Origin of the sequence: Planococcus liqunii, from assembly GCF_030413595.1 — a bacterium.
GTDB classification, from domain to species: Bacteria; Bacillota; Bacilli; order Bacillales_A; family Planococcaceae; genus Planococcus; species Planococcus liqunii.
This window is the reverse complement of sequence record NZ_CP129238.1, coordinates 1,222,593-1,248,697: the sequence shown is the minus strand read 5'-3', so window position 1 is coordinate 1,248,697 and position 26,105 is coordinate 1,222,593. Positions and strand designations below refer to the sequence as shown.

Here is a 26,105-nt window from a genome sequence, read left to right as displayed (position 1 = left end):
AACCAAGCTTACCAAAGTTGCCCTTTTTGGTCGATGCAAAAAAACGCAGCCCGAAGGCTGCGTTTTGTAAAAGAAGCATTACACGACATATTTTTCGACTTCTACTAATTTCACAGCTGCTTCGCGTTTTTTCGCAATAACGTTATACGGAGTCGAACGAGTCAATTTGCGAAGTGCAGAAAGCATCATGCGCTGGTTGTCGCCTTCTACAGCAGCAAGCAATGTTTCTTTTGCATCTTTTTCAATTTTATCGAAAGCTTCCTGGCAGTAAATTTGGGTGTATAGCAATTTTTGCTGGGCTTTTTCTTCACCAGAGGCAGCAATCGCTTTTTCTGTACGAAGCACGGCAGACTCCATTGCAAACACATTGCTTACGATATCTGCAATATTGACAAGCACTTCCTGTTCTTGTTCAATTTTCGCTCCGTAAGTCTGAGCTGCAAGCCCCGCTGCCAGCAAAGCAATTTTCTTCGCGTTTTTCACCAAGTATTTTTCTTGAGCCAATGCTTCCGTGCCAATTTCTTCCGGCATCATCATCAACAGCTCTTCCTGCAGTTTCTGCGCGTGCTGCAATAGCGGAAGCTCGCCTTTCATCGCTTTGCGCAGCAAGGTGCCCGGCACCAGCAAACGGTTGATTTCGTTTGTGCCTTCGAAGATCCGGTTGATGCGGGAGTCGCGGTAAGCGCGCTCGATTTCATATTCCTGCATGAAGCCGTAACCGCCGTGCAGCTGAACGCCTTCGTCAACGATGTAATCCAAAGTTTCTGTGCCGAAGAATTTGTTCATGGAACATTCAACAGCGAATTCTGCAATCGCATCCGCCACTAGTTTTCCGTTGGCGTGCTCTTCTTCTGTAAAGCCGCTCATGCGGTCTTCGAACAAGCCCACTGTACGGTAAACAGAGCTTTCAAGTGCATATAATTGAGAAGCCATCGTTGCCAATTTCTCACGTGTTAAGTTGAAAGAAGAAATTGGTGTTTTAAACTGCTGGCGCTGGTTTGTATACGGAATCGTAATTTCCATTGCACGTTTTGAGCCGCCGATTGTGCCTACACCCAATTTGTAACGGCCGATGTTCAAGATGTTGAATGCGATGACGTGGCCGCGGCCAGCTTCGCCGAGCAAGTTTTCCACAGGCACTACTGCATCCTGCAAGACCAATGTCCGTGTTGAAGACGACTTGATCCCCATTTTCTTTTCTTCCGGTCCGACAGATACGCCGTCATACGCGCGTTCTACGATAAACGCTGAGAATTTTTCGCCGTCAATTTTCGCATACACAATAAAGACATCTGCAAATCCAGCATTTGTGATCCATTGTTTTTCGCCGTTCAATACGTAATGTGTGCCCGCTTCGTTCAGCTTCGCAACTGTTTTAGCACCTAAGGCGTCGGACCCTGAGCTCGGCTCCGTCAATGCATATGCTGCGATCAATTCACCTGTCGCTAGGCGCGGCAAGTATTTTTGCTTTTGTTCTTCGTTTCCGAACAAAACGATTGGCAAAGAACCGATTCCGACGTGAGCGCCGTGGGTAATGCCGAATCCGCCTGCTTTAGACATTTTTTCAGCAATCAAAGCAGAGGCGATTTTATCCAGGCCCAGTCCGCCGTATTGTTCCGGTACATCCGCTCCGAGCAACCCAAGCTCTCCTGCCGTTTTCAATAATCGAACCGAATGATCGAACTCGTGGTTTTCAAGCTTTTCAACGACTGGAAGCACTTCGGTGTTCACGTAATCCTCTGTCGTTTTCGCGATCATTTTATGCTCTTCCGTGAAATCTTCTGGTGTAAACACGCGGGATAAATCTGCGTCTTCAATTAAGAAACTGCCGCCTTTGATCAACGTCTTTGATTCTGCCATTTTGAATTCCTCCTGTTTTGTGGTTAGGTTTTGATTTAGCTATATTGATTCTTAACTCGATATTACGTAAAACAGCTCCGCTTTCCTGCGGGCTTGCGCCGAACTAACTCGTGCTAGCGCCCGAGTGGATTTCGGCACTTCACTATCCCGCGGGAGTCTCCGCTGTTTCACTACATATCTAAGCTTTTATTTGTTAAAGAGTAATTTACAGATCATATCTTTTTATAAAGCTTATTTAGCGACGGTGTCTCCGAAGCAGTTTATAGGAAAAGATCATATACTTTTCGAACTTATAGCATTTCAAATACGCCGGCTGCGCCCATCCCGCCGCCGATGCACATCGTGACGACGCCGAATTGTTTTCCTTGGCGCTTCAATTCGCTCATCATTTTCAGCGTCAAGATCGAGCCTGTCGCACCAAGTGGGTGGCCGAGTGCGATGGCGCCGCCGTTGAAGTTCACTTTGTCGATGTCGATATTCAAGTGCCGGATAACGCCTAATGACTGGGAAGCGAAGGCTTCGTTCAGTTCCCATACATCGATATCGTCAATGGTCAGGCCAGCCAGTTTCAAAGCTTTAGGTATCGCGACGATCGGTCCGATGCCCATAACTTCCGGCGGTACACCGCCTGTAGCGAACGAACGGAATTTTGCAATCGGCGTTAAGCCAAGCGATTCCGCTTTTTCACGGTCCATGACGAGCAGTGCAGCAGCCCCGTCAGATGTCTGCGAAGAGTTTCCGGCTGTTACGGTTCCGCGTGCTGAGAAAGCTGCGCGGAGTTTGTTCAAGGTTTGGATGCTTGTGCCGTGGCGAACGCCTTCATCCATCCCAAATGTAAAGGTTTTTTCCTGGTACTTGTTGTTGTCATCGACGAAACGCTGCGTCACTTCGACCGGCACGATTTCTTCATCGAATTTGCCGGCTGCAATGGCTGCAGCCGCTTTTTCATGGGAGCGGACAGCAAATGCATCCTGGTCTTCCCGGCTGACGCCGTATTGGGTTGCCACTTGTTCTGCCGTATGGCCCATGCTCATGTAGTACTGGGGCGCAGTTTCTGCCAATTTCGCGTTCGGACGGATGACATTGCCCATCATCGGCACCATGCTCATCGATTCAACGCCGCCTGCAATAATAGCTTCTGCTGAGCCGACCATAATCCGTTCAGCTGCATAAGCAATCGACTGAAGGCCTGATGAACAGAAACGGTTGACCGTTACGGCCGAAACGGTTTCCGGCAATCCTGCCAATGCACCGATATTGCGCGCAATGTTCATGCCTTGCTCCGCTTCCGGCATGGCACATCCCATAATCAAATCATCTATCGGGCCGTCATAGCCGCCTGCCCGGTTTAATGCTTCACGTACAACCAAGGCGCCGAAATCATCCGGGCGCACAGTTGCAAGAGAACCTTTTTTCGCTTTTCCGACCGGGGTTCTGGCCCCGGCCACGATTACTGCTTCGCGCATCTGTTTCTCCTCCTCTAATATCTTTCGGTTAGTTGCGCAGCGGTTTGCCTTTAACCAGCATATGCTGCATCCGCTGCTGTGTTTTCGGCTTCGCCACCAAACTCAGGAAAGCTTCGCGCTCCAAATCCAGCAAGTACTGCTCGTCTACTTTCGTACCGTATGGCAGTTTGCCGCCGGATAAGACAAATGCCAGCTTTTTGGCGATTTTCAAGTCGTATTCGGAAATATAGCCTGAGATGTGCATGCCTTCTGCCCCGAGAAGGAGCGTCGCATATCCAGGTTCACCGGTAACCGGCACTTTTTCGCGAATCGGCGCCTGATAGCCATTTTCGTATAAAGCAAGGGCTGCCTGTTTTGCATCGTAAATCAAATGGTCGCTGTTGACGCTGATGCCATCTGTGAAATTCAAGAAGTTGTTTTCGCGCGCCTCTTCTGCGGAAGTCGATACTTTTGCCATAGCAATCGATTCAAACACATTGCTGGCGATATTCTGGTAATCCACTGTTACGCCGTTCGGCAAGCCTTTCAAATGCTTGATGTAAAGCTCTTTGTTTCCGCCGCCGCCCGGAATCAAGCCGACGCCCGCTTCCACTAAGCCCATATACGTTTCCATCGAAGCCTGGATGTGTGCTGCATGCAGCGCCACTTCCGCCCCGCCGCCCAGTGTCATGCCAAATGGCGCCACGACTACCGGTTTTGAGCTGTATTTGATTTTCATCAAGGCATTCTGGAAAGTTTTGATCGTGAAATCCAGTTCGAAGATGTTGTCGTCCTGCGCTTCCATCAAAATCATGCCAAGGTTCGCACCGACACAGAAGTTCTTCGCCTGGTTGCCGATGACAAGCCCTTTGTAATTCTTTTCAACTTCCTCTACCGAATAGTTGATCAATTGCATAATGTCGAGTCCGATTGCATTTGAACGCGAGTGGAATTCCAGCAGCAAGATGCCATCTCCAAGGTCAATCAAGCTGGCGCCTGAATTCGACTTCAACACACCGTGCTTTTTCTTATAGCGTTTCAAGTCAATCGCTTTTTCGTTGACCGGTACCGGCTCATAGTCTGTGCCGTTGAAGAAATGCAAATCGCCGTTTTCTTCTTTATAAAAGCTTTCGTTGCCGCTATCGAGCAGGCTTTGGACGAATGCCGGAATTTCATAGCCTGCTTCTTTCATTTTCTCAACGGACTTTTGGACACCAATTGCGTCCCATGTCTCAAACGGCCCTTGTTCCCAGCCGAAGCCCCACTTCATAGCATTGTCGATGGCAACAATGTCGTCTGCGATTTCGCCCGTCAGCTGTGCAGAGTATAGAAGCGTCGGTGAAAGGATGCTCCACAAAAGCTCTCCTGTACGGTCATCCGCGTAAGTCAGGGTTTTCACTTTTGCTGCTAAACCTTTTTGCTGTTTCGCAATTTCTTGTGAAGGCGTTTTCAATTTTCCGGCTGGGCGGTATTCCATTGTTTCCGGATCGAGTTCCAGGATGTCTTTATCTTTTTTCAAGAAGAACCCCTGTCCTGATTTTGCACCGATCCAACCGTTTTCCACCATCTTTTTCATAAATTCAGGCACTTCGAACACTTTTTGTTCTTCGCCTGAAGTCTGGTCGTAAACGTTTTTTGCTACATGCATGAATGTATCAAGGCCGACAACGTCCAAGGTGCGGAATGTTGCGGATTTCGGGCGGCCGATTAAAGGACCGGTCACCGAATCCACTTCGCCGATGGAATAGCCACGGTTTTGCATTTCACGCAATGTCACCAGCAGCCCGTAAGTACCGATGCGGTTTGCAATGAAGTTTGGTGTGTCTTTTGCAATTACAACGCCTTTGCCAAGGCGGTCTTCACCGAATTCCGTCATAAACTGGAGCACTTCCGGAGCCGTCGTATTCGCCGGAATCACTTCCAATAATTTTAAATAACGCGGCGGATTGAAGAAATGCGTGCCCAGGAAATGCTTCCCGAAATCTTCCGAACGGCCTTCTGCCATTGCGTTAATGCTGATGCCGGATGTATTGGATGAAATAATTGTGCCCGGTGTTCTCACTGCGTCGATTTTTTCGTAAAGTGATTTTTTAACATCCAAGTTTTCAACAATCACTTCGATGATCCAATCGACGTCTTTTAATTTATTCAAATCGTCTTCCAGGTTTCCCGGTGTAATTAGCTGCAAGTTCTTTTTAGCAGCCAGCGGAGCCGGTTTTTGCTTCAGCAACTTTTGAACCGAAGTCGATGCAATGCGGTTTCTCACTTGTGGATGTTCCAACGACAACCCTTTTGCCTCTTCTTCTTTCGATAACTCACGCGGGACAATATCCAGCAATAACACCGGAATCCCTATATTTGCAAGATGTGCTGCGATTCCTGAACCCATGACACCGGAACCAAGCACCGCTGCTTTTTTAATTTGGTAAGCCAATGAAAAACCCTCCTCATTTTTTGAATGAACACTCATTCATTTTCAGCTTAAAAAAATAGAACCTTCTCTATGTCCTTAGTGTAAATTATTTTTGTTGTTTTCGCAATATTTAATCGTTAAAAAATATTCTTTCCTTCAAGTTCAATCTCTTCACGAAACCTGGGCGCCATTGTAAACTGAGTAAGAGACATTTAGGAGGAGATTTTATGAAACCTATTACATCCACTGAACAGTTCAAAGAAGTAATTGAAGGAACAGAGCCAGTCATCGTCAAATTTCAAGCAGGCTGGTGCCCGGATTGCACGCGGATGGATATGTTCATCGATCCGATTATGGAAGAATATAATGATTACAAATGGTTCGATGTGAACCGCGACGAGTTGCCAGAGCTTGCTGAGAAATACGAAGTCATGGGCATTCCAAGCTTATTGATTTTTGAAAAAGGCGAGAAAAAAGCGCATCTTCATAGTGCAAATGCAAAAACGCCGGAATCTGTCACAGAGTTTTTAGCAAACCAAAAGAAATAGGCCCAGCCTATTTCTTTTTTGCGTTATAATAGATATCAATAATACAGATAGAGGTGTCTTTATGGATTCATCGCAAGAAATTAAAGAGTTAAAAGAATTGGTTTTGCATTATGAAAATGTGATTCACAATATGTCAGCGCCCATCATTCCGTCAATTGTACCGGAAACCATCCTGGTTCCGATTGCCGGATTTATTTTCCGTGACCGCTTCGAAACGATCCGGACGAAAGTACTTCAGTATGCCGCAGAACACCGGGATACACAATGCGTCGTTTTTGACTTTACCGGCGTGCGTGTCGAATACGTCGAGAAATTCGACTACAACGAACTGGCCAGCGAGCTGGCCCAGTTGAACAGCGCCATCAAACTGATGGGCATCCGGCCGATTTATGTCGGCTTCAATCCGCGTTTCGTGCGTGAAATCGTCCATGCCGGCATCCAGGTCGAGCTGGAAGTGTTCAATACGTTCCGGGCAGCTCTGAAAAAATTGCTTGCAGAAAGCGAGAAATCTCTGTATTCCATTTAACAGCCGCCACTGAATCTTTTTTGGGAGGTCTTGAAGCTGAAAATTCTACTTCCATTTGAAGGCAAATCCCAATACGATGCAGCCGTCGATCCTAAAAAACAAGGATCCGCATGCGGACCGACAACGATTGCGGCGATTTTAAACCATCATGAACAAATCGATTATGGAATTAATCAGCTTTATAGTCTCCTCGGTACGACATCCATCGGTTTGTTCACATGGCGGCTGGTCCGCAAGTTCAAGAAAATCACAGGCCAGCGTTACCACATCGAAAAGATCCGGTCGCTTGATGCTGTTAAAACGGAACTTCGTGCCGGGCGTCCGCTCGCCATGAAGTTCGACCGCTGGTTTTCATTTCGCTGGTTTTCAAAACCGCTATACAACTACCACTGGGTACCGCTGATTGGATATGAGGAAAAAGATGGTGACATTATCCTTTTCATCCACGATAACGGAAAAAGAAACCGCCCCAGCAAAGTGCAGGCGGTTTCTTATCTTCAAAATCAGCACGTATTATCGTTCGTACGGATCTATCCGGTCAAACGGTGACGATTCCGGAATGATGCTTTTCTCCAATTGGCGGGCGAGCAGTTTTAATTCCTGCTCGTCAAACAGCTGAACCATGTCGTTTGTGTAGTTGGGAACTAAAATTTCATCCAGCGACACGTCGAGCGGAATATCGCATTTAATAACCGCCAGCTCTTTAGATAGCAGCAGCATATCCTTATGCTCTTCTATCTTTTTCTTTTGGGCCGGTTTCAATTCCTCAATCGCTTCGAGCACCCCGTCAGTCGACCCATATTTTTGGATCAGCTGCAGTGCAGTCTTCGGCCCGATTCCTTTCACGCCCGGATAGCCGTCGCTCGCGTCTCCCATAAACGCTTTCACGTCTGCAAACTGCGCCGGTTCAATGCCATACTCTTCTTTAAAGCGGCCTTCTGTATAGACATCATAAATGTGGAAGCCTTTTTTCATGAACGCGATCTTTACTGAGGGGTTCAACAGCTGCAGCATATCTTTATCGCCGGTCATAATCGTGAAATCTGCTTCGCCTTTCCACTGTTTGGTAAACGAGCCGATAAAGTCATCCGCTTCGATGCCCTTTTCGCCGTAATTTTTCCAGCCGAGCTGCTCGGATACCTGCTTCGCCAAATCGAATTGGTGCAGCATGTCTTCCGGCGGCGCCGGACGGTTGGCTTTGTAGCCGTCAAACATGTCGGTACGGAAAGTCTGAGCGCCCATATCCCAGCAGACGGCCAAATGCGTCGGCTTCATCATCGTTTTCGCCGCCAACACGTGGCGCGCAAATCCTTGGACGCCGTTTGTTGCGAGGCCTTCCGTTGTCCGGAAATATTGCCCGACTGCAGATGTTGCGAAAAATGAACGGAATAGGAGCGCCATGCCGTCCACTAATAATACATGTGGTTTTTCATTCATTGTAAATCCTCCATCCTTCATCAAACACTCTCTCCATTGTACCTCTTTTCACACAAAAAAACCGCCGAAGCGGCGGTTTTAGCGTTTGCGTTTGATGGCCCGGTATTCCAGGCTGATTGATTTGTAGAACGATCCCATCATCAACAACATGATGAACGAGAACGGGAAAGCGGCAATGATCAAGGCCGTTTGAAGTGCTCCAAGCCCGCCGGTTGACAGTAAAATCACCGCGATCAGCGACTGGGATACTCCCCACGAGATTTTAACCGAATTGGCCGGATTCAGCGAGCCGTTGGTCGATTGCATCCCTAGCACAAAAGTAGCCGAGTCGGCTGATGTGACAAAGAATACTGCAATCAGCACAATGGCAATTACTGACAAAAAGCTGCCAATCGGCAATTCGTTGAATACAGCGAACAGTGTCTCTTCCGTCAATAAGCCAGTCAAGTCAACTCCGCTGCTTTGGACGTCCATTGCAGTGGTGCCAAAAGTAGCAAACCAGATGAAACTGAAAACCGCTGGAATCAACAGGACGCCTGACAGGAATTGGCGGATGGTCCGCCCTCTTGATACCCGGGCAATGAAAATCCCGACAAAAGGAGCCCAAGAAATCCACCATGCCCAGTAGAAAATGGTCCAGCCGTCAATCCAGGCGCGTTCTTCAGAATCGACGGGTGCGGTGCGGAAACTCATTTGCATAATGTTTTGGATATAGCTGCCCATTGTATCCGTAAAGGTGTTGAGAATCAGCAACGTCGGCCCTAAAATGACCACAAAGAACAACAGGATGATGGCCAGCACCATATTCGTATTGGACAGGTATTTGATCCCTTTGCTGACGCCGCTCCATGCGGAAATCGTAAACAGGATTGTCACGATCACAATTATGATGATCTGGACGATAAAGTCATCACTCGGGATGCCCTCGAACAAGAAGGACAGCCCACCGTTAATTTGTATTGCCCCAAAACCAAGCGTCGTTGCCACTCCGATGGCGGTAGCAAAAATAGCGATGACGTCGACCGTAATGCCCCAAGGCCCTTTCATTTTATCTCCGAAAATCGGTTTTAGCGTGGCCGAGATCAGACCCGGCTCCCCTTTTCGGAATTGGAAATAAGCCAGCACCAGCGCTACTACTCCGTAGATAGCCCATGCATGGATGCCCCAATGGAAAAAGGTGAAGCGCATCGATTCACGGAATGCTGCAGCGGATTCCGGCTCCGCAGTGGCCGGATTAATCGCGAAATGGGACAATGGTTCAGCTGATCCCCAAAAGACCAGCCCAATTCCCATTCCTGCTGAAAATAACATGGAGACCCATGTAATGAACGAAAACTCCGGTTTGTCATTTTCTTTCCCCAATTTGATTTGCCCCATTGGACTTACGAGGAAAAACAAGCAGAACAAAACCATCAGCGATACGATCAATAAATAATACCACCCGAACGAAGTTGTCAGGAATCCTTCTATATTCCCGGTAACTTCTGCAAAATTATCTGGCGCAAATGCCCCGTAGGCGACTGCCAACAAGATGAGGGCGAGCGAGATCCAGAAAACATTCGTTACTTTTCTCATATAGTACCTCCTGAAATTTTTATCACAAGTGTTAAGGATAAAGAAGTAATCGGCTTCTGTCAAACCCGCTGCCGCCCTAGCTTTACATGTAACAACCCATGATACCGCTTCCAACCGCGTCTTTATACACTCACACTTTTGCCGCTAACAATAAACTGTTTTTAGGTTTAATTAATCGGAAGAATTTTTGGTCAGCTATCTCCTGTCATTCAACTTATACATTCCCGCTATTTCTTCATTCTACTCCTCAGCTACTCGTGCTGAAAAATAAAAAGAGCACCAAACCAAATCGGTTCGGCACTCTGTTTTCGATGCTTCCTGTTTTTATTTGAAATCCTAATCCTCTATTCCCATTGACTCTTTGTAGCCTTTCAAATAAGTGATTTCAGAAGGGCTGCCAAGCTCCAGCGAATTCATTGCCCGGTGCCAGTTCGGATAAATTGGTACTGGCCGTGCCACCCTTTCGATGCGGTCATGCTCTTCTTGCGTCAACTGGATATCAAATGATGCAATGTTTTCCTTCAGCTGCTCCTCGTTGCGGGCAGCGATGACAAGCGGCCCGACGTTTGGACGGTCCCTTACCCACGCGTAAGCGATTTGCGGAACGGAAGCGTTGTGGTTTGCCGCCACTTCCTCGAGTGCATCAATTACTTGATAAAGGCGCTCCTGGTCCTGTACCCATGGCTCTGGCCATCCACCGCCTTGCCGCGTGTTCTCCGGCGTCTGCTTATTGCGCCCAATCTTGCCATTCAATAGCCCTTCGCCGAGCGCGCTCCAAATCATTGAACTGACACCCAGTTCCGCTCCTGCCGGCAGCAGCTCATATTCCGCTTCCCGCGCTTCTGGCGAGTAGTAAATCTGCTGCGTGACCGGTGGAATGAATCCGTTCTGTTCAGCAACCGTATACGTTCTAGCGAGCGCCCAGCCGCTGTAATTCGATACACCCCATTGGCGGATCTTCCCGGCCTTCACCAAGCTCGTCATCGCTTCCACCGTTTCTTCAACCGGCGTCTGCCCGTCCCAAAGATGGGTAAAATACAAATCAAGATAATCCGTTCCCAGACGCTCCAAGGTCTGGTCAATGGAAGTTAGAATATTGTTCCGTGAAGCGCCGTGATCGTTCGGATTGTCACTTAATGGAAATCCTGTTTTCGACGTCAGCAGCACGTCCTCCCGGCGGCCTTTGATGGCCGCACCAAGCACGCGCTCCGCATCGCCTTTGGAATAGAGGTTCGCCGTATCAAACATATTGATGCCCGCTTCCAGCGAAAGATCCACCATTCGGCGTGCCTGGTCTTCCTTGATGTCGCCTGCTGCTTCAAAGCCATTGGTCCCGCTGAACGGGACCGTTCCGAGTATATATTTCGGTACGCGCAGTCCTGAGTTTCCTAAGTAGATATATTCCATGAGAGCCTCCTAATAAATATGCCTTATTGAATAATTCGAGATACTAGTGGGTTACCCTGCTGGTTTATTAGTGAAACAGTTTTTTAAATAAGAAGCATTATTGAGAAGTATTTAAAATCTGATACTGTTAATTGAAAACGCAACAAAAAAAATGCCCAAACCTCTTAAAAGGTTTGGGCATTTTTCCTAAAATCCAAAATCTCCATATGGAGACGGCGGGAGTCGAACCCGCGTCCAGAAACTCCGCTACTTGAGCGTCTACGCGTGTAGCTTACTTATTAGAATTTCATGCGCCATTCTGCCAATAAGCGGGCGTCCTGGGCACTAATTTGAGAATCTCTTGCCGGCAGCTCAAATGGCACTGCAGGCCGTATCCCACTAAAGTTGAGCTTTACCCAGCCACATGGGCGATGGATAGATAAAGCAGATCCGAGCTTACGCTGCGAATGCTAGGTTTTGGTTTGTTTTGCCAGTTACTATAGTTACGTTGGTGACGGAGCCGATCCTCCGACGCGCGACTCAAGCCCAGATCATCCCTGTCGAATCCGTAACGTCCCCTCATTAATAAAGGAACACGGGAAGGCGATGAGCCTTATGTGCTATATACTTAGTATAAGGCAACATTGGTCAGACTTCAAGTGTTAACGGTTGCGGTCTTTCATGGCGCGGTCAATCTCACGTTTTGCGTCTTTCTTTTTCAAATCCTGGCGCTTGTCGTAGTTCTTCTTCCCTTTACCAATGCCGAGCAAGACTTTTGCATAGCCGTCTTTCAAGTACATCTTCAGCGGGATAATCGCCGCTCCCTGCACTTTCGATACGCCTACAAGCTCATTGATCTGCTTTTTGTGCAGCAGCAATTTGCGTACTCTCGTTGGATCGTGGTTAAAGATATTGCCCTGTTCATACGGCGCAATGTGCATATTGGAAATCCACGCTTCACCGTTCCGGATCCGCACGAAAGCATCAACCAATTGCACTTTGCCGTTGCGGGCCGATTTGATTTCGGTCCCTTGCAGCACAATGCCGGCTTCAATCGTCTCTTCAATTGCGTAATCAAAGCCCGCTTTTTTGTTCTGGGCTATTACTTTCCCTGAACCCTTTGCCATATTCCTTCACCTCGACTAAATCTAGAAGGGCGGCAATTGCCGCTCCTTTATTTTTTCTTTTTGCGTGCCGGGCCTTTGCCCTTGGCGACGCCTTCATAGAACTTTTTCTTTTTGTTTTTCGGTTTGCGTGTCGGGCCACCCGGCTTATCGCCTGGCTTGCCGCCGCGTCCCGGCTTTTTGTCGCCGTCTTTTTTCGCCGCACGGATCACTTTCGGTGCGTCTTTGCGTGTCCGGCGTACGTTTTGCGTCATGCCGACAATTTCAAAATCGATGGCGGATTCTTCCGGTTTCACACCGATGACCTTGATGGCAATTTCATCGCCGATGCGGAACTGGCGGTTGCTGCGTTCGCCGATCATCATCATTTGGCGGTCATCAAAACGGTAGAAATCATCCGTCATATTCGATACGTGGACAAGCCCTTCAATCGTGTTCGGCAATTCAATAAACAAGCCGAAGTTCGTGACCGAAGAAACGATTCCTTCGAATTCTTCGCCGATTTTGTCTGCCATGTATTGCGATTTCTTCAATGCATCGGTATCGCGTTCCGCTTCTACTGCGCGGCGTTCACGTTCAGATGTATGTTCAGCAATCTCATCCATGTTTGCATCCCAGTGCATAATCGTCGCTTTCGACAAGTCTTTATTGATTAAGTACGTGCGGATCAAGCGGTGTACGACCAAATCCGGATAACGGCGGATCGGTGATGTGAAATGCGTGTAATACTCCGTAGACAAGCCGAAATGCCCCAAGCTTTCTGCAGAATATTTCGCTTGTTGCATGGAACGAAGCATCATGGTCGAAATGACCGGCTCTTCCGGTGTTCCGGCAATCGATTCGATGATTTCCTGCAACGCCCGTGGATGGATTTGGTTGCCGGTTCCTTTAACTACGATCCCGAAGTTTGTGACAAACTCAAAGAATCGCTGCAGTTTTTCAGGTTTAGGATCTTCGTGAATCCGGTAAAGCGCCGGCACGTCCATATGGTGGAAATGTTCCGCAACGGTTTCGTTGGCTGCCAGCATGAATTCTTCAATCAGGCGTTCAGCAACTGTACGCTCACGAACAACGACGTCTACTGGATAGCCGTCTTCATCCACCAGCACTTTGGATTCTTTAAAATCAAAGTCAACGGCTCCGCGGCGCATGCGCTTGCCTCTTAAAACTTCGGCCAATTCTTTCATCAACTCGAACATCGGCACCAGATTCGCGTACTTCTCTTTCAGTTCCTGGTTGCCCTGTTCCAAAATTTCATATACATCGGTATACGTCATACGAGCCGACGTTCTGATAACACTTTGGAAAATATCATGCGACAACAGTTCACCCTGGTCGCTGAAAATCATTTCGCATGATAAAGTCAAACGGTCAACTTGCGGGTTGAGAGAACAAATTCCGTTTGATAAACGATGAGGAATCATCGGAATGACGCGGTCTGTCAAATAGATGCTTGTCGCGCGGTCATAAGCTTCCCGGTCAATCGCAGAACCTTCCGTAACATAATGGCTGACATCCGCAATATGGACGCCGAGCTTATACGTGCCATCTTCCAGTTTTACCACTTGGACAGCATCATCCAAGTCTTTTGCGTCCGCGCCGTCAATCGTGACGATTTGTTCTTCTCTCAAGTCACGGCGGTCCATTAAATCTGATGGATCGATTTCTTCAGGAACACTGTTCGCCTGGTCCAGTACATCCGGCGGAAATTCTGTTTCAATGCCGTGTTTGTGGATAATCGATAAAATATCGACGCCCGGATCGTTTTTATGGCCCAAAATTTGCGTCACCATGCCGGTTGCCGACATGCGGCCTTCTGGCCAGCCGGTAATCTCAACGACCACTTTATGGCCATCTACTGCACCCAGCGTGTCGTCTTTTGCGATAAAAACGTCCATATTCATCTTTTTGTCATCCGGCACAACAAAACCGAAACCGCGGTTATCCTGGAACGTTCCAACCACTTTGGACGTACCGCGCTCTAAGATACGGACAATGGCGCCTTCCCGGCGGTCTCCTGAAGAGGCTTCCGAAACTCTGACCATTACTTTGTCGCCGTTTACCGCACTGTTTACTTCAGTCGGCGGAATGAAAATATCATCCATGCCCGGTTCTTCAGGTGCAACAAATCCAAACCCGCGTTGATGCCCGATAAATTTCCCGCGCATCAAATTCATCCGCTCCGGAACGCCGTAACGGTTGGCACGTGAACGGACAAGCAAGCCTTTTTCTTCAAGCTTTACTAAAGTCTTTACCAATTCGGTAAACTCATCGGCATCTTCAAAACCGAATTGTTCTTCTATTTCTTGTACAGTCAACGGTTTATAAGCGTCTTCACGCATAAATGCCAATAACCGCTGATCCAATGTCATTTCATTATTTGCCATACTGATTTCCTCCTCTTTGACGGTCTTACACGCTCCAATCAAGCGATTCGAGAAATGCTAAGATGTCTTCATGCAATTGCTGTTTTTCTTTGCCTAGCGTAATGACATGCCCTGATTTCTCATACCACTTAATGTTTTTCTGGAATGATTCCGCCTCTTCATAAATGATATTGGCAGAATCTGTGTCGATCACATCATCTAATGACCCCTGGACGACAAATAACGGTGCGTACACATGATCGACCTGTTCTCTCACATGGCCAATCAGTTTCCGCAAATCCGCCAATGACTCCATCGGGCGTTCTTGAAACTTCTTCATTTCTTCTTCGATAACGTGTTCGTCTTTTCCTTCATATTTCTTGTATTCACGGGCATATTTTACAACCCCTTCATACATCAGATCGGTCGTCTTCATATGCATCGGTGCGCACATCGTGACTAGCCCCTTTACAGGGAATGTATACCCTATCTTTAAGGTAAATACGCCGCCGAGCGACAATCCGGCCACCGCAATTTCCTCGTACCCTTCATCTTTTAACTGATTATAAGCGTTTTCAACGTCTTTCCACCAGTCTTCAGGACCGGTCGGAAGCAGTTTTTCCGGCTCCACTCCGTGCCCTGCGTAATGGGGCGCTAAAGACGTATACCCTTGTTTTTCAAGGAATCGCCCAAGCATCCGGACATCAGCTGAATTCCCTGTAAATCCGTGAAGCAACAAGACCGCTCTCGGCCCTGCTTTAAAGAAAAATGGTTTTGGCTGCGAAACTCGCATAAATATCCTCCATTCATTCAATCTAACTTAGTTGAACTGTATATTTTATTCTTTAAAGACCATTAATATATCAGGTAAAATCTTTGTCTTACCCTTAGAAGGGTTGATGAAATCGCTTCAGGCGGACGCTTTCCGCGGGCATGGCTTCAGTCTCCTCGTCGCTGCGCTTCCTGCGGGGCCTTCAGCTCATGTCGCTACGCTGCTCCCGCTGGAGTCGCCGCCTTACGCTCATTCATCATACATGCATATGGTCATACAAATGAAGTTCAATTAAATAGCCAACAATTTGTATTGTCATCAATTTTCATGTTAATCATTTTTATTAAAGCATCTAAAGATATGGAGCAAACCAGCGGAGACTCCCGCAGGATAGCGAAGTGCCGAAATCCACTCGGACGTCAGTTCGAGTTAGTTCGGCGCAAGCCCGCAGGAAAGCGCAGCTGGTTTGCGGAATATCAGGAATATACAAAAGCAAAGCTAAAATTTTTCACCCTATTTAAAAGAAAACGCCTAACCAGTAAATGGTCAGGCGTTTTGATTATCCACATTAAACTTTTGTAACGGCGATAGCCAGAATAAAGAATAAGGCAGCAAGTACAATCGTTACGCGTTGAAGGACTAGGTCCAAACCACGGGCTTTTTGCTTGCCGAAAAGTTGCTCTGCTCCACCGGAGATGGCTCCTGAAAGACCTGCACTTTTTCCTGATTGCAATAATACGACAACGATTAAAGCGAGCGATACGATGACGAGTAATGTCATTAACAACGTATGCATAAATTCCACCTCCTGAAAAGAACTTTCACAACAAGAACAAGTTTACCAAAAACTCCGAACTATGACAATAGCAACAGAACGAAAGGGTCCCTTATACCTTATTTCTTCAAGTTGTAGAAAGTTTTAACGCCGAGGTATTTCGATGTCTCATTCAATTGGTCTTCGATGCGAAGCAATTGGTTGTATTTCGCTACACGGTCCGTACGCGACGGAGCTCCTGTTTTGATCTGTCCAGCGTTTGTCGCAACTGCGATATCTGCAATCGTTACATCTTCAGATTCGCCTGAACGGTGGCTGATAACGGCAGTGTAGCCCGCACGTTTTGCCATTTCAATCGCATCGAATGTTTCTGTCAAAGTACCGATTTGGTTTACTTTGATCAAGATTGAGTTGCCGACGCCTTGCTCGATTCCTTGTGCCAATTTTTTCGTGTTGGTAACGAACAGATCGTCACCAACCAATTGGACGCGGTCGCCAATGCGTTCTGTCAGCAATTTGTGGCCTTCCCAGTCGTTTTCATCCAATCCGTCTTCAATGGAAACGATCGGGTATTTGTTGGCAAGTTCTTCATACCAGTCAACCATTTCAGCAGAAGTTTTCACTGTGTTGTCGCCTGGCAAGTTGTAAACGCCTTTTTCTTTGTCATAGATTTCAGAAGAAGCAACGTCCATCGCAAGAAGTACGTCTTCGCCTGGTTTGTAGCCGGCTTTTTCAATGGCTTCCATGATCGTTTGAAGGGCTTCTTCGTTCGAACCAAGGTTCGGTGCAAATCCGCCTTCATCGCCGACAGATGTGTTATAGCCTTTTTCTTTTAAAACGCTCTTCAAGTTATGGAAGATTTCAGCGCCCATGCGTACAGCGTGGCGGAACGTTTCTGCGCCAACCGGCATAACCATGAATTCCTGGATGTCGACGTTGTTATCGGCATGTTCGCCGCCGTTTAAGATGTTCATCATCGGCACCGGCAATTGCTTCGCATTGAATCCGCCCAAGTATTGATAAAGCGGAACATCCAAGTAATCAGCTGCAGCGTGTGCTACGGCCATGGAAACGCCCAGAATGGCGTTTGCGCCCAAACGTCCTTTGTTTTCTGTGCCGTCAAGTGCGATCAACGCTTGGTCGATCGATACTTGGTCAAGCGCTGAGAAGTTCCCTTCGATTTCTGCTGCGATTTCGTTGTTTACGTGGTCAACCGCTTTTAATACGCCTTTGCCCAGGTAACGGCTCTTGTCGCCATCGCGGAGTTCAACTGCTTCGTGTTCGCCTGTAGAAGCTCCTGATGGTACGATTGCGCGCCCGAAAGCACCGCTTTCCGTAAATACTTCCACTTCGATTGTTGGGTTTCCTCGTGAATCTAATACTTCGCGTGCTAATACGTCTGTGATAATTGGCAATGAAAACAGCTCCCTTTTAATATAATGGTTTTCCGGTCATTTCTGCCGGTTGTTCAACATTTAATAATTTCAGTACAGTTGGAGCCAGATCGGCCAAGATGCCGTCTGTTCTCAATTCAACGCCTTGTTTGGTCACAATGACCGGCACCAGGTTCGTGGTATGTGCGGTCATCGGCAAGCCTTCAAGCGTGGTGACTTCGTCTGCATTGCCGTGGTCAGCGGTAACAATGGCATGTCCGCCTTTGGCATGCAGCGCATCCACGATGCGGCCTAGGCATTCGTCGACCACTTCAATGGCACGGATGGTCGGCTCAAGCATTCCGCTATGGCCCACCATGTCCGGGTTTGCAAAGTTCAAAATGATGGCATCGTGTGCGTCGTTTTGAATTTGCTCCACCAAACGGTCGGTGACTTCATAAGCACTCATTTCCGGCTGCAAATCGTACGTGGCGACTTTCGGCGAATTCACCAAAATCCGGTCTTCGCCTGGGAAAACATCTTCTCGCCCACCGCTCATAAAGAACGTGACATGCGGGTATTTTTCCGTTTCGGCAATGCGCAATTGCGTCAAGCCTTTTGCGGACAATACTTCGCCGATGGTGTTTTCAAGGTTCAGCGTTTCAAAGGCGACGCGCGTCGGCAAATCGTCGCTATACGAAGTAAACGTGATAAACGACAAATTGGACGGATGCTTCGCGCTAAGCGGCATCGCATCAAATCCTTCACGCACAAATACTGACGTCAACTGAATGGCACGGTCCGGGCGAAAGTTGAAAAACACAACGGAATCGCCGCTTTCCAATGTAGCAACCGGCAGGCCGTTTTCAGTGATGGCAAACGGAACGACAAATTCATCGTGGATGCCGGTTTCGTATGAAGCCCGAATGCCGTCGCTTGCAGACAACGCGTTTTGCCCGATGCCATCCACCAGCACACGGTACGCCAATTCGACGCGTTCCCAGCGTTTATCGCGGTCCATTGCATAATAACGGCCACTGATGGACGCAAATTTGCCGACGCCGATTTCTTTCATCCGACGTTCCGCTTCTTCTACGTAACGAAGTCCCGTTTGCGGTCCGACGTCCCGGCCATCCAAAAAGCCGTGGACATAGACATCTGTTAAACCATGCTGTTTCGCCAATTCCAAAAGGGCAAACAAATGCTCATAATGGCTGTGGACGCCCCCGTCTGACAACAAGCCCATCAGATGTAGCGCTTTGCCACTTGATTTGGCATTTCCAACAGCTTCCAGAAATGCAGGGTTTTGATAAAAATCCCCATCCCGGATCGATTTATGGATCCGGGTCAGGTTTTGGTAAACAATCCGTCCGGCGCCAATGTTCAAATGGCCAACTTCCGAGTTGCCCATCTGGCCTTCCGGAAGCCCGACCGCTTCTCCTGAAGCAGTCAATAAGCTATGCGGATAGCTGTCCCATAAACGGTCAAACGTCGGTTTTTCGGCTTGTGCGACTGCGTTGCCGAATGTCTCTTTCCGGCAGCCAAAACCGTCCAAAATAATTAAAGCGACTGGATATTCTGTGTTACGCATGCGATCCCGCCTCTAATAGTTTTACAAAAGAATCGGTTTCAAGGCTGGCTCCTCCAACAAGTGCTCCGTCAATATGCTCCATGCCCATCAATTCTTCAATGTTGGCCGGTTTTACACTGCCGCCGTATTGAATGCGGATGTTTTGTGCAGTTTCCTCATTGAATAGTGAAGCGACTTTCTTGCGGATGATGCCGCAAACTTCATTGGCATCTTCTGCCGTTGCTGTTTTGCCTGTTCCAATTGCCCAGATTGGCTCATAGGCAATTACCAATTCACTTGCTTGCTGTTCAGAAAGTCCTGCAAGTCCAGCTTCCACTTGCGCTTCGACTACAGAACCGGTTTCGCCGCTTTCGCGCTGTTCAAGCGTTTCGCCTACACACATAATCGGTGTGATGCCGTGTTCAAAAGCAGCCACTACTTTTTTGTTTACCGATTGGTCTGTTTCATTGAAATATTGGCGGCGTTCTGAATGCCCGATAATGACGTAGTTGACGCCCAGGTCTTTCAATTGCACCGGGCTGACTTCGCCGGTAAAGGCGCCTTCTTTTTCTTCGTGCATGGTTTGTGCACCGATTTGAAGAGCGCTTGATTCGGTTGACGCCACAAGCTGTTGAAGATAAAGTGCAGGGGCACAGATAACTGAGTCCACTTTGCTTGCATCAGGTGCAAGTCCTTTTACTTCTTCTACAAATTGTTTAGCTTCTGCAGAAGTTTTATACATTTTCCAGTTTCCTGCAATGATCGGCTTTCTCAAAAAAACCACTCCTTTTATTTGTCGGTTAATGCCGTTACGCCTGGCAATTCTTTGCCTTCCATAAATTCAAGGGAAGCACCGCCGCCTGTGGAAATATGATCCATTTGATCAGCAACTTTAAATTGTTCAACTGCAGCGGCTGAATCGCCTCCGCCAATTACGGTATACGCTTCTGTTTTTGCCATAGCCTGCGCTACAGATTTGGTGCCATTCTCAAATGAGCTCATTTCGAACACGCCCATCGGTCCGTTCCAGATAATCAATTTGGAATTCATGATGACGTCTGAATACAGTTCAACGGTCTTTGGCCCAATATCGAGGCCCATCCAATCAGACGGGATTTCATTAATCGGGACCACTTTTGTTTCCGTGTCATTCGAAAATTCTTTCGTTACCACTACATCGACCGGAAGGTAAAGCTTGACGCCTTTTTCTTCCGCTTTTTTGATGAACGACTGTGCGAGTTCAATCTTATCTTCCTCAAGAAGCGACGTGCCGATTTCATGGCCTTGTGCTTTCGTGAACGTATACGACAGACCGCCGCCGATCAACAGATTATCAACTTTGTCCAATAAATGGTCGATAACGCCGATTTTGTCTTTTACTTTGGCTCCGCCGATAATTGCGGTAAACGGACGTTCCGGGTCGGATAAAGCTTTCCCCAGTACATCCAGTTCTTTTTCCAGCAGCAAGCCTGAAACGGATGGCAAGTGCTTTGCAATTCCAGCCGTCGAAGCATGTGCTCTATGTGCGGCTCCGAATGCGTCATTGACAAATACGTCCGCCAAGGCAGCAAACGCTTTGGCCAGTTCTTCGTCATTCTTTTCTTCGCCTGGGTGGAACCGGACATTTTCCAATAAAACAATGTCGCCATCGTTCATTGAAGCGATTTCCTGTTCAACTTTTGGCCCGATCGATTCATCGAGGCTCTTTACTTCTTTATGTAATAACTCACTTAACTTGGCTCCCGCTGCCGCGAGTCTCATGTCTTCGTTGACTGTGCCTTTTGGCCGTCCCAGATGGCTTGCCAAAATCAATTTTGCTCCATTTTCAACCAGATATTCAATTGTTGGTACAGCTGCACGGATCCGTGTGTCGTCCGTCACTTTTCCTTCTGACATCGGTACGTTGAAATCTACTCGGCAAAATACACGTTTTCCTTTTAAGTCCACGTCTTTCATCGTCATCTTATTCAACATGAAAATACCTCCCGTTCGATTTAAAAAAATAAGGGGGCGGGGTATGATCCCCACCCCCTTTACCCTCTTTCATTATAGAGGTTCATCGGAAATTAAGCTATGATTTTGGGATTACAAACCTGTTTTGTACATGTGCAAAGCAATGTCGATGCATCGTGCAGAATAACCGGATTCGTTATCGTACCATGCAAGAACTTTTACCATGTTTCCGCCAAGTTCCATTGTAGACAATAAGTCCACAGTTGAGGAAGCTGTAACGCCGTTGTAGTCGCGTGAAACCAATGGAAGTTCGCTGTAGCTCAAGAATGCATTTTCGTCTTTGTCGATTGCTTCTTTAAGTGCAGCATTTACTTCTTCTTTTGTCACATCTGTTTCAAGTTCTGCAACCAAGTCGATCAAGGATACGTTTGGTGTAGGAACGCGGATTGCCATACCGTCTAGTTTGCCAGTAAGTTCCGGCAATACTTTTGTTACTGCAACTGCAGCTCCTGTAGTAGTCGGAATCATTGATTCTGCAGCAGAACGTGCACGGCGGTAATCTTTATGCGGTGAGTCCAAAAGAATCTGGTCGTTTGTGTACGAGTGGATTGTTGTCATCATCGCTTTTTTGATGCCGAAACGGTCGTTCAAGATTTTAGAGATTCCTGCAAGGCCGTTAGTTGTACAAGATGCGTTTGAAATCACATCGTCTTCTTCCGGGTTGTAGCTTTCGTGGTTAACGCCCATCACAAGAGTTTTCATGTTCTTGCCTGGTGCAGAAACGATAACTTTTTTCGCGCCTGCTTGGATGTGTTTTTTCGCATCGTCAGCATTTGTGAAGAATCCAGTAGATTCAATTACGATATCGATGTTGTTTTCAGCCCATGGAAGGTTCGCCGGATCTTTTTCAGAGTAGACATGGATTTTCTTGCCGTTGACAATCAAATCATTGCCTTCAGATGAAATTTCTGCATCCAATGTGCCGTGGATTGAATCATATTTCAGCAAGTGAGCAAGCATTTTTGCGTCAGTCAAGTCGTTTACTGCCACTACTTCCACTTCTTCGTTTGCCAATGCTTGGCGGAATACAATACGTCCGATACGGCCGAATCCGTTAATAGCTAATTTTAAAGTCATTTAAAATTCCTCCTGTTTTTGAGTTAACTCGATTATTTTTCGTGCTGCACCTTCATCTGTAATTAAGGTCGTCTGCGGCGGTGCAATTTTGAAATACGAGAGAATCGCTGTCGCTTTTGAACGTCCCCCTGCAACCGCCAGGATAAATGGTGCGTTTTGAACCTGCTCCATTTGAATTCCCGCTGTGCGGATGCGGTAAACTACATTTCCTTCTTTGTCGAAGTAATAGCCGAACGCTTCGCTGACCGCTCCGCCGTTTCGGATGCGATTGACCTCTTCCACCGAAGACTTGCGGTGCAGCGCAATTTCTTCAGCGTTGCCGATGCCATGGACAACTACTTCTGTCTGATCATACAGCTCCATCATTTCCTTGATCACCGGTTCCCGCATCATCATCTCGTACGCTTCCGCACTTAAATGATCCGGCAGGTAGAGCGTTTTGACGGCTCCGCCCGTTTTTTCAGCGAACAAAGAAGCAATGGTATTGGCTTGATGCAGCACATCTTCGCCAAGTCCGCCTCTTGCCGCAATAAATTGCAAAGAGGCGTCTTTCTTATCTGCAGTGATTTCTTTCGAAATGGCGGCCATCGTGCTGCCGCCGGTCACTGCAATTTTTTTATACAGTGGGAACTTTGTTTCCAATAAGCGGGCTGCTTCTTTGCCAATGTTTGCCTTCACTGCTGGAATGTCATCGCTGTCTTGCGGCAGAATGAGCACTCTTGTGATGCCTAAAATCGATTTCAGCTGCTTTTCCATGTCTGACAAGCCAGCCATTTCGCGCATGAAATCTTTTAAAGCTTCCAGCACTTCCTCGCCTTGTACCGAAACATACATGCCGGAAGTTCTGGCTTCAATCAACTGCTGGTTTCGCAGTAAATCCGTTTCTTTCCGAATATCCCGTTCTGTCATGCCGGCAAGTTCACTTAACGTCCGCCTGCCAATCGGCTGTTCCAATCCAATCGTCTGCAGGATCTGATAACGTTTCTTCAGGAGCTCGGTCATTTCCGGCATCAGCTTTTTTTTCGCTTCCGTTAATGGATCCATTCGTTCACTCCATTTCGAGCTGGACGTTTTTTGTCCCACTTGTTATTTTTATGTCCCACTAGTTACATTCTAGCGAATCACTTATTAAAATGCAAATAAAAAGAAGCGTTAAAATTCTAACGCTTCCAGCAGTTCGATATAGCCGACGTTTCCGTAAATGGCCACTTCCCCGTCTTTTTCAACGACAGGAATCATCAGCATGTATTTTTCATGGAGGGCATCGTCGCTCTCGATATTGACTTCTTCGTACTCAAACGGAAAATCTTCTCTTACGAGTTCCATCATCATTTTTGCCTCGTCGCATAACGGACAGTTGGGCCGTGTGTATAAAGTAATCATGTTTTCCCTCTTTCTTCAGAATTTGCGGCCGGCACCGCCTCCGCCTCCGGAACCGCCGCGGCCGCTTCGCGAACTGCTGCTTCGGCGGGAACTTGACGGACTTCTTTTTCCTGCACTTTTGCTATTGCCTCTCCCGGCCCCGTCGCCAAATAAAGAAACGAGGATCCAGATGACAAAAATGCCGACGAGGATGAGCCGAGGAATCAGCCATACATCCTTTTCTTCAGCACCACTCGGCTGCTGAGTTAACGGCTGTGGAACTGCCAGCTCCGCATCCCAGCCATAAGTTGTTCCTATTTCTTCATGAAGCGCTTTATAGGTATCTTTTATTCCCGCGCCAAAATCATTTTGCTTAAGGTGGGAAACGGCATAGTCATCCAGGATCCGTCCCACTTTGCCATCTGGCAGAACGGCTTCAAGGCCGTAACCGGTAGAAATGTAAATTTCCCGGTCTCCAGTCGAAACGACCATGAGCACGCCATTATTTTCTTCTTTTGTCCCTACTCCGTAATGCCGGAGGGCTTCCACCGCATAATCAGCAATCGGTTCACCGTCCAGTGTCGGGACAACCATCACTGCCAGCTGAGCCGTGGTGGCATCTTCAAGCTCTCTTCCCAACTGCCGCAGTTCCTCTTCTTCTTCAGGAGTTAATACGCCGGCAATGTCCTGAATGTAAATATCCCCTGCCAATTCGGGAAATTCAAAAGCTAGGACAGGAGCCGCAGCCATAAAACTGAAAATCCCAAACAGAACCATCCATTTCTTCATCATTCCTTGGTGCTTCCAAAGTCTACTTCCGGAGCGTCTGAAGCATCCGGGTCTGCTCCAAAATATTGTTTTTCACTAAATCCGAAAACAGCGGCAACTACATTGCCAGGAAAACTTTTTGCTTTGCGGTTGAATCCGGAAACCGTTCCATTAAAATCCTGTCTGGCTACCGCAATCCGGTTTTCCGTGCCTGCCAGCTCATCCGAAAGCTGCTGGAAGTTTTCACTGGAACGAATTTCCGGATAGTTCTCTACTACTGCCAGCAGCCGGCTCAAAGCGCCGCTCAACTCGGCATCTGCACCGGCTTGTTCACTTACGCCCTTTGCACCGGCCAAATTCGAACGCGCCTCTGTGACACTATCGATAATGTCCTGTTCCTGGCCGGCGAATCCCTTAACGGTTTCCACCAAGTTGGGAATCAAGTCATGTCTTCGCTGCAATTGATTTTCAAGCTGTGCATACGATTCGTCCACCGCTTCTTCAAGCTGTACGAAACTGTTGTAGCTCGGGATTAAAATCGCAGCTGCTATTACAATAAATGCAATGACAATCATAAAAGGAATCAATTGTTTTTTCAATGCTTCACCTCTTCAGTAGTTTGTCCAAAATTTATTCTTCTTCAGTATAAAGCATTACAACAATTATTTTTGGAATTTTATTCCTTCCCTTAATTATTGGGAATGAATTTCCGTTATAACTTTTTAACAGCACAAAAAACCCGATTTGCCTTGGAGAGGCAAATCGGGTCTTCACTTTTTATATGCCCTCGGAAGGAATCGAACCTCCATTTTAAGAACCGGAATCTTACGTGTGATCCATTACACTACGAGGGCGTTTGGTCGTTAACGACTTTTCTATTATAACCATAATAAAAAAAGTTTTCAAGCACCTTTTTATAATTCGTTAGATTTGACCTTCATTGACCAAGATGTGTATGATATTAATACAGCTGGAAGAACTTTCAGCAGGAAATGACCATTACCTATTATGAGGAGGAACTATCTTATGAATTTAATTCCTACAGTAATTGAACAGACAAGCAGAGGCGAACGCGCCTACGATATTTATTCGCGCTTGTTGAAAGACCGTGTCATCATGCTCGGCAGCGGAATCGATGATAATGTTGCCAACTCAATCGTAGCTCAGCTCCTTTTCCTTGAAGCTGAAGATCCGGATAAAGATATTTCCATCTACATTAACAGCCCGGGCGGCAGCATCACTGCCGGTATGGCGATCTATGATGTTATGCAGTTCATCAAGCCTGACGTACAGACCGTCTGCATCGGTATGGCGGCATCAATGGGTGCTTTCCTTCTTGCAGCCGGAACTAAAGGCAAACGCTATGCACTTCCGAACGCTGAAGTCATGATTCACCAACCGCTTGGCGGAGCTCAAGGGCAAGCGACAGAAATCGAAATTGCCGCGAAACGCATCTTGCACCTTCGCGAAAAATTGAACGAAATCCTGTCAGAACGTACTGGCCAGCCGCTTGAAGTGATTTCTAAAGACACTGACCGCGACAACTTCATGACTGCTGAACGCGCAGTTGAATACGGTTTGGTTGACCAAATCATCACGCGCAACAAAATGTTGGAAGACAAAAAATAAGATACGCTAAAAGGACCAGGATGAAATCATCCCGGTCCTTTTTCTATTTGTATTCCAAATAAAAGTCCACAGCTTGAGCTGTGGAC

General features: G+C 47.3%; 23 protein-coding genes, 1 tRNA gene and 1 other RNA gene. 4 read left to right on the top strand and 21 right to left on the bottom strand.

What is annotated here, in order from left to right:
• Positions 1-78 precede the first annotated feature (78 nt).
• The 3 genes from QWY22_RS06225 to QWY22_RS06215 all read right to left on the bottom strand — a co-directional run bounded on the left by QWY22_RS06225 (position 79) and on the right by QWY22_RS06215 (position 5,739).
• Positions 79-1,860: an acyl-CoA dehydrogenase FadE gene (locus QWY22_RS06225; RefSeq protein ID WP_300983582.1), complete on the bottom strand. Its 1,782-nt coding sequence runs from the start codon at positions 1,858-1,860 to the stop codon at positions 79-81.
• Between the two features lie 290 nt (positions 1,861-2,150).
• Entirely contained in the window at positions 2,151-3,326 is a 1,176-nt protein-coding gene (locus QWY22_RS06220) for an acetyl-CoA C-acetyltransferase (protein ID WP_036808237.1), read from the bottom strand.
• 28 nt (positions 3,327-3,354) lie between these two features.
• Positions 3,355-5,739 (bottom strand): 3-hydroxyacyl-CoA dehydrogenase/enoyl-CoA hydratase family protein, encoded by a 2,385-nt coding sequence (locus QWY22_RS06215; RefSeq protein ID WP_300983580.1) that lies wholly within the window; start codon positions 5,737-5,739, stop codon positions 3,355-3,357.
• Positions 5,740-5,945: 206 nt separating this feature from the next.
• Here QWY22_RS06215 and QWY22_RS06210 point away from each other — a divergent pair, with 206 nt between their 5' ends.
• The 3 genes from QWY22_RS06210 to QWY22_RS06200 all read left to right on the top strand — a co-directional run bounded on the left by QWY22_RS06210 (position 5,946) and on the right by QWY22_RS06200 (position 7,341).
• Positions 5,946-6,266 carry a thioredoxin family protein gene (locus tag QWY22_RS06210; protein ID WP_300983578.1) on the top strand — a complete coding sequence of 107 codons (321 nt, stop codon included), beginning with the start codon at positions 5,946-5,948 and terminating at the stop codon, positions 6,264-6,266.
• A gap of 61 nt (positions 6,267-6,327) precedes the next feature.
• Positions 6,328-6,792: an STAS domain-containing protein gene (locus QWY22_RS06205; RefSeq protein ID WP_300983577.1), complete on the top strand. Its 465-nt coding sequence runs from the start codon at positions 6,328-6,330 to the stop codon at positions 6,790-6,792.
• A 30-nt stretch (positions 6,793-6,822) separates the two neighbouring features.
• Positions 6,823-7,341 (top strand): C39 family peptidase, encoded by a 519-nt coding sequence (locus QWY22_RS06200; protein ID WP_300983576.1) that lies wholly within the window; start codon positions 6,823-6,825, stop codon positions 7,339-7,341.
• Here QWY22_RS06200 and QWY22_RS06195 read toward each other — a convergent pair.
• The 18 genes from QWY22_RS06195 to QWY22_RS06110 all read right to left on the bottom strand — a co-directional run bounded on the left by QWY22_RS06195 (position 7,306) and on the right by QWY22_RS06110 (position 25,244).
• On the bottom strand, positions 7,306-8,229 hold the full coding sequence (locus QWY22_RS06195; RefSeq protein WP_300983575.1) for a 5'-3' exonuclease: 924 nt from the start codon (positions 8,227-8,229) through the stop codon (positions 7,306-7,308). The two genes, QWY22_RS06200 and QWY22_RS06195, sit on opposite strands and share 36 nt — an antisense overlap.
• A gap of 78 nt (positions 8,230-8,307) precedes the next feature.
• The gene (locus tag QWY22_RS06190; RefSeq protein ID WP_300983574.1) at positions 8,308-9,804 is read right to left on the bottom strand and encodes a glycine betaine uptake BCCT transporter; all 1,497 of its coding nucleotides are present in this window, start codon (positions 9,802-9,804) and stop codon (positions 8,308-8,310) included.
• A gap of 336 nt (positions 9,805-10,140) precedes the next feature.
• Positions 10,141-11,211 (bottom strand): aldo/keto reductase, encoded by a 1,071-nt coding sequence (locus QWY22_RS06185; protein WP_300983573.1) that lies wholly within the window; start codon positions 11,209-11,211, stop codon positions 10,141-10,143.
• 204 nt (positions 11,212-11,415) lie between these two features.
• Positions 11,416-11,769: a transfer-messenger RNA gene (gene ssrA / locus QWY22_RS06180) on the bottom strand.
• Between the two features lie 83 nt (positions 11,770-11,852).
• Positions 11,853-12,317, bottom strand: coding sequence for an SsrA-binding protein SmpB (smpB, locus tag QWY22_RS06175; protein ID WP_036808204.1), 465 nt, complete (start codon positions 12,315-12,317; stop codon positions 11,853-11,855).
• Positions 12,318-12,364: 47 nt separating this feature from the next.
• Positions 12,365-14,701 carry a ribonuclease R gene (gene rnr, locus QWY22_RS06170; RefSeq protein WP_300983572.1) on the bottom strand — a complete coding sequence of 779 codons (2,337 nt, stop codon included), beginning with the start codon at positions 14,699-14,701 and terminating at the stop codon, positions 12,365-12,367.
• Positions 14,702-14,726: 25 nt separating this feature from the next.
• A complete protein-coding gene (locus QWY22_RS06165; protein ID WP_300983571.1) occupies positions 14,727-15,473 on the bottom strand; it encodes an alpha/beta hydrolase in 747 nt (248 codons plus the stop codon).
• A gap of 547 nt (positions 15,474-16,020) precedes the next feature.
• Positions 16,021-16,248 (bottom strand): preprotein translocase subunit SecG, encoded by a 228-nt coding sequence (gene secG / locus QWY22_RS06160; protein ID WP_036808196.1) that lies wholly within the window; start codon positions 16,246-16,248, stop codon positions 16,021-16,023.
• 98 nt (positions 16,249-16,346) lie between these two features.
• On the bottom strand, positions 16,347-17,642 hold the full coding sequence (eno, locus tag QWY22_RS06155) for a phosphopyruvate hydratase (RefSeq protein WP_036808193.1): 1,296 nt from the start codon (positions 17,640-17,642) through the stop codon (positions 16,347-16,349).
• A gap of 16 nt (positions 17,643-17,658) precedes the next feature.
• On the bottom strand, positions 17,659-19,191 hold the full coding sequence (gpmI, locus tag QWY22_RS06150; protein ID WP_300983569.1) for a 2,3-bisphosphoglycerate-independent phosphoglycerate mutase: 1,533 nt from the start codon (positions 19,189-19,191) through the stop codon (positions 17,659-17,661).
• Entirely contained in the window at positions 19,184-19,945 is a 762-nt protein-coding gene (tpiA, locus tag QWY22_RS06145; RefSeq protein ID WP_036808187.1) for a triose-phosphate isomerase, read from the bottom strand. Before tpiA ends, gpmI begins: the two co-directional genes overlap by 8 nt.
• Before the next feature lie 14 nt (positions 19,946-19,959).
• Positions 19,960-21,144, bottom strand: a complete 1,185-nt coding sequence (locus QWY22_RS06140; RefSeq protein ID WP_300983568.1) for a phosphoglycerate kinase — start codon at positions 21,142-21,144, stop codon at positions 19,960-19,962.
• Between the two features lie 111 nt (positions 21,145-21,255).
• Positions 21,256-22,260, bottom strand: a complete 1,005-nt coding sequence (gene gap, locus QWY22_RS06135; protein ID WP_074510148.1) for a type I glyceraldehyde-3-phosphate dehydrogenase — start codon at positions 22,258-22,260, stop codon at positions 21,256-21,258.
• Positions 22,261-23,304 carry a sugar-binding transcriptional regulator gene (locus tag QWY22_RS06130; RefSeq protein WP_224076988.1) on the bottom strand — a complete coding sequence of 348 codons (1,044 nt, stop codon included), beginning with the start codon at positions 23,302-23,304 and terminating at the stop codon, positions 22,261-22,263.
• Positions 23,305-23,412: 108 nt separating this feature from the next.
• Positions 23,413-23,643: a glutaredoxin family protein gene (locus QWY22_RS06125; protein ID WP_053166600.1), complete on the bottom strand. Its 231-nt coding sequence runs from the start codon at positions 23,641-23,643 to the stop codon at positions 23,413-23,415.
• A gap of 15 nt (positions 23,644-23,658) precedes the next feature.
• Positions 23,659-24,414 (bottom strand): TPM domain-containing protein, encoded by a 756-nt coding sequence (locus QWY22_RS06120; protein WP_300983567.1) that lies wholly within the window; start codon positions 24,412-24,414, stop codon positions 23,659-23,661.
• The gene (locus QWY22_RS06115; RefSeq protein ID WP_300983566.1) at positions 24,411-24,989 is read right to left on the bottom strand and encodes a LemA family protein; all 579 of its coding nucleotides are present in this window, start codon (positions 24,987-24,989) and stop codon (positions 24,411-24,413) included. Before QWY22_RS06115 ends, QWY22_RS06120 begins: the two co-directional genes overlap by 4 nt.
• 183 nt (positions 24,990-25,172) lie before the next feature.
• Positions 25,173-25,244, bottom strand: a tRNA-Arg gene (locus tag QWY22_RS06110).
• A 172-nt stretch (positions 25,245-25,416) separates the two neighbouring features.
• On the opposite strand from QWY22_RS06110, the gene clpP reads away from it, so the two are divergent.
• Positions 25,417-26,019, top strand: coding sequence for an ATP-dependent Clp endopeptidase proteolytic subunit ClpP (gene clpP, locus QWY22_RS06105; RefSeq protein ID WP_074510146.1), 603 nt, complete (start codon positions 25,417-25,419; stop codon positions 26,017-26,019).
• The last annotated feature ends 86 nt before the right edge of the window (positions 26,020-26,105 follow it).

Excerpts from the sequence above, each read along its gene's own strand:
- QWY22_RS06225 (WP_300983582.1), bottom strand. The coding sequence starts at position 1,860 with ATGGCAGAATCAAAGACGTTGATCAAAGGCGGCAGTTTCTTAATTGAA.
- QWY22_RS06220 (WP_036808237.1), bottom strand. The coding sequence starts at position 3,326 with ATGCGCGAAGCAGTAATCGTGGCCGGGGCCAGAACCCCGGTCGGAAAA.
- QWY22_RS06210 (WP_300983578.1), top strand. The coding sequence starts at position 5,946 with ATGAAACCTATTACATCCACTGAACAGTTCAAAGAAGTAATTGAAGGA.
- QWY22_RS06205 (WP_300983577.1), top strand. The coding sequence starts at position 6,328 with ATGGATTCATCGCAAGAAATTAAAGAGTTAAAAGAATTGGTTTTGCAT.
- QWY22_RS06195 (WP_300983575.1), bottom strand. The coding sequence starts at position 8,229 with ATGAATGAAAAACCACATGTATTATTAGTGGACGGCATGGCGCTCCTA.
- QWY22_RS06190 (WP_300983574.1), bottom strand. The coding sequence starts at position 9,804 with ATGAGAAAAGTAACGAATGTTTTCTGGATCTCGCTCGCCCTCATCTTG.
- QWY22_RS06185 (WP_300983573.1), bottom strand. The coding sequence starts at position 11,211 with ATGGAATATATCTACTTAGGAAACTCAGGACTGCGCGTACCGAAATAT.
- smpB (WP_036808204.1), bottom strand. The coding sequence starts at position 12,317 with ATGGCAAAGGGTTCAGGGAAAGTAATAGCCCAGAACAAAAAAGCGGGC.
- rnr (WP_300983572.1), bottom strand. The coding sequence starts at position 14,701 with ATGGCAAATAATGAAATGACATTGGATCAGCGGTTATTGGCATTTATG.
- QWY22_RS06165 (WP_300983571.1), bottom strand. The coding sequence starts at position 15,473 with ATGCGAGTTTCGCAGCCAAAACCATTTTTCTTTAAAGCAGGGCCGAGA.
- secG (WP_036808196.1), bottom strand. The coding sequence starts at position 16,248 with ATGCATACGTTGTTAATGACATTACTCGTCATCGTATCGCTCGCTTTA.
- gpmI (WP_300983569.1), bottom strand. The coding sequence starts at position 19,191 with ATGCGTAACACAGAATATCCAGTCGCTTTAATTATTTTGGACGGTTTT.
- QWY22_RS06140 (WP_300983568.1), bottom strand. The coding sequence starts at position 21,144 with ATGTTGAATAAGATGACGATGAAAGACGTGGACTTAAAAGGAAAACGT.
- gap (WP_074510148.1), bottom strand. The coding sequence starts at position 22,260 with ATGACTTTAAAATTAGCTATTAACGGATTCGGCCGTATCGGACGTATT.
- QWY22_RS06130 (WP_224076988.1), bottom strand. The coding sequence starts at position 23,304 with ATGGATCCATTAACGGAAGCGAAAAAAAAGCTGATGCCGGAAATGACC.
- QWY22_RS06125 (WP_053166600.1), bottom strand. The coding sequence starts at position 23,643 with ATGATTACTTTATACACACGGCCCAACTGTCCGTTATGCGACGAGGCA.
- QWY22_RS06120 (WP_300983567.1), bottom strand. The coding sequence starts at position 24,414 with ATGATGAAGAAATGGATGGTTCTGTTTGGGATTTTCAGTTTTATGGCT.
- clpP (WP_074510146.1), top strand. The coding sequence starts at position 25,417 with ATGAATTTAATTCCTACAGTAATTGAACAGACAAGCAGAGGCGAACGC.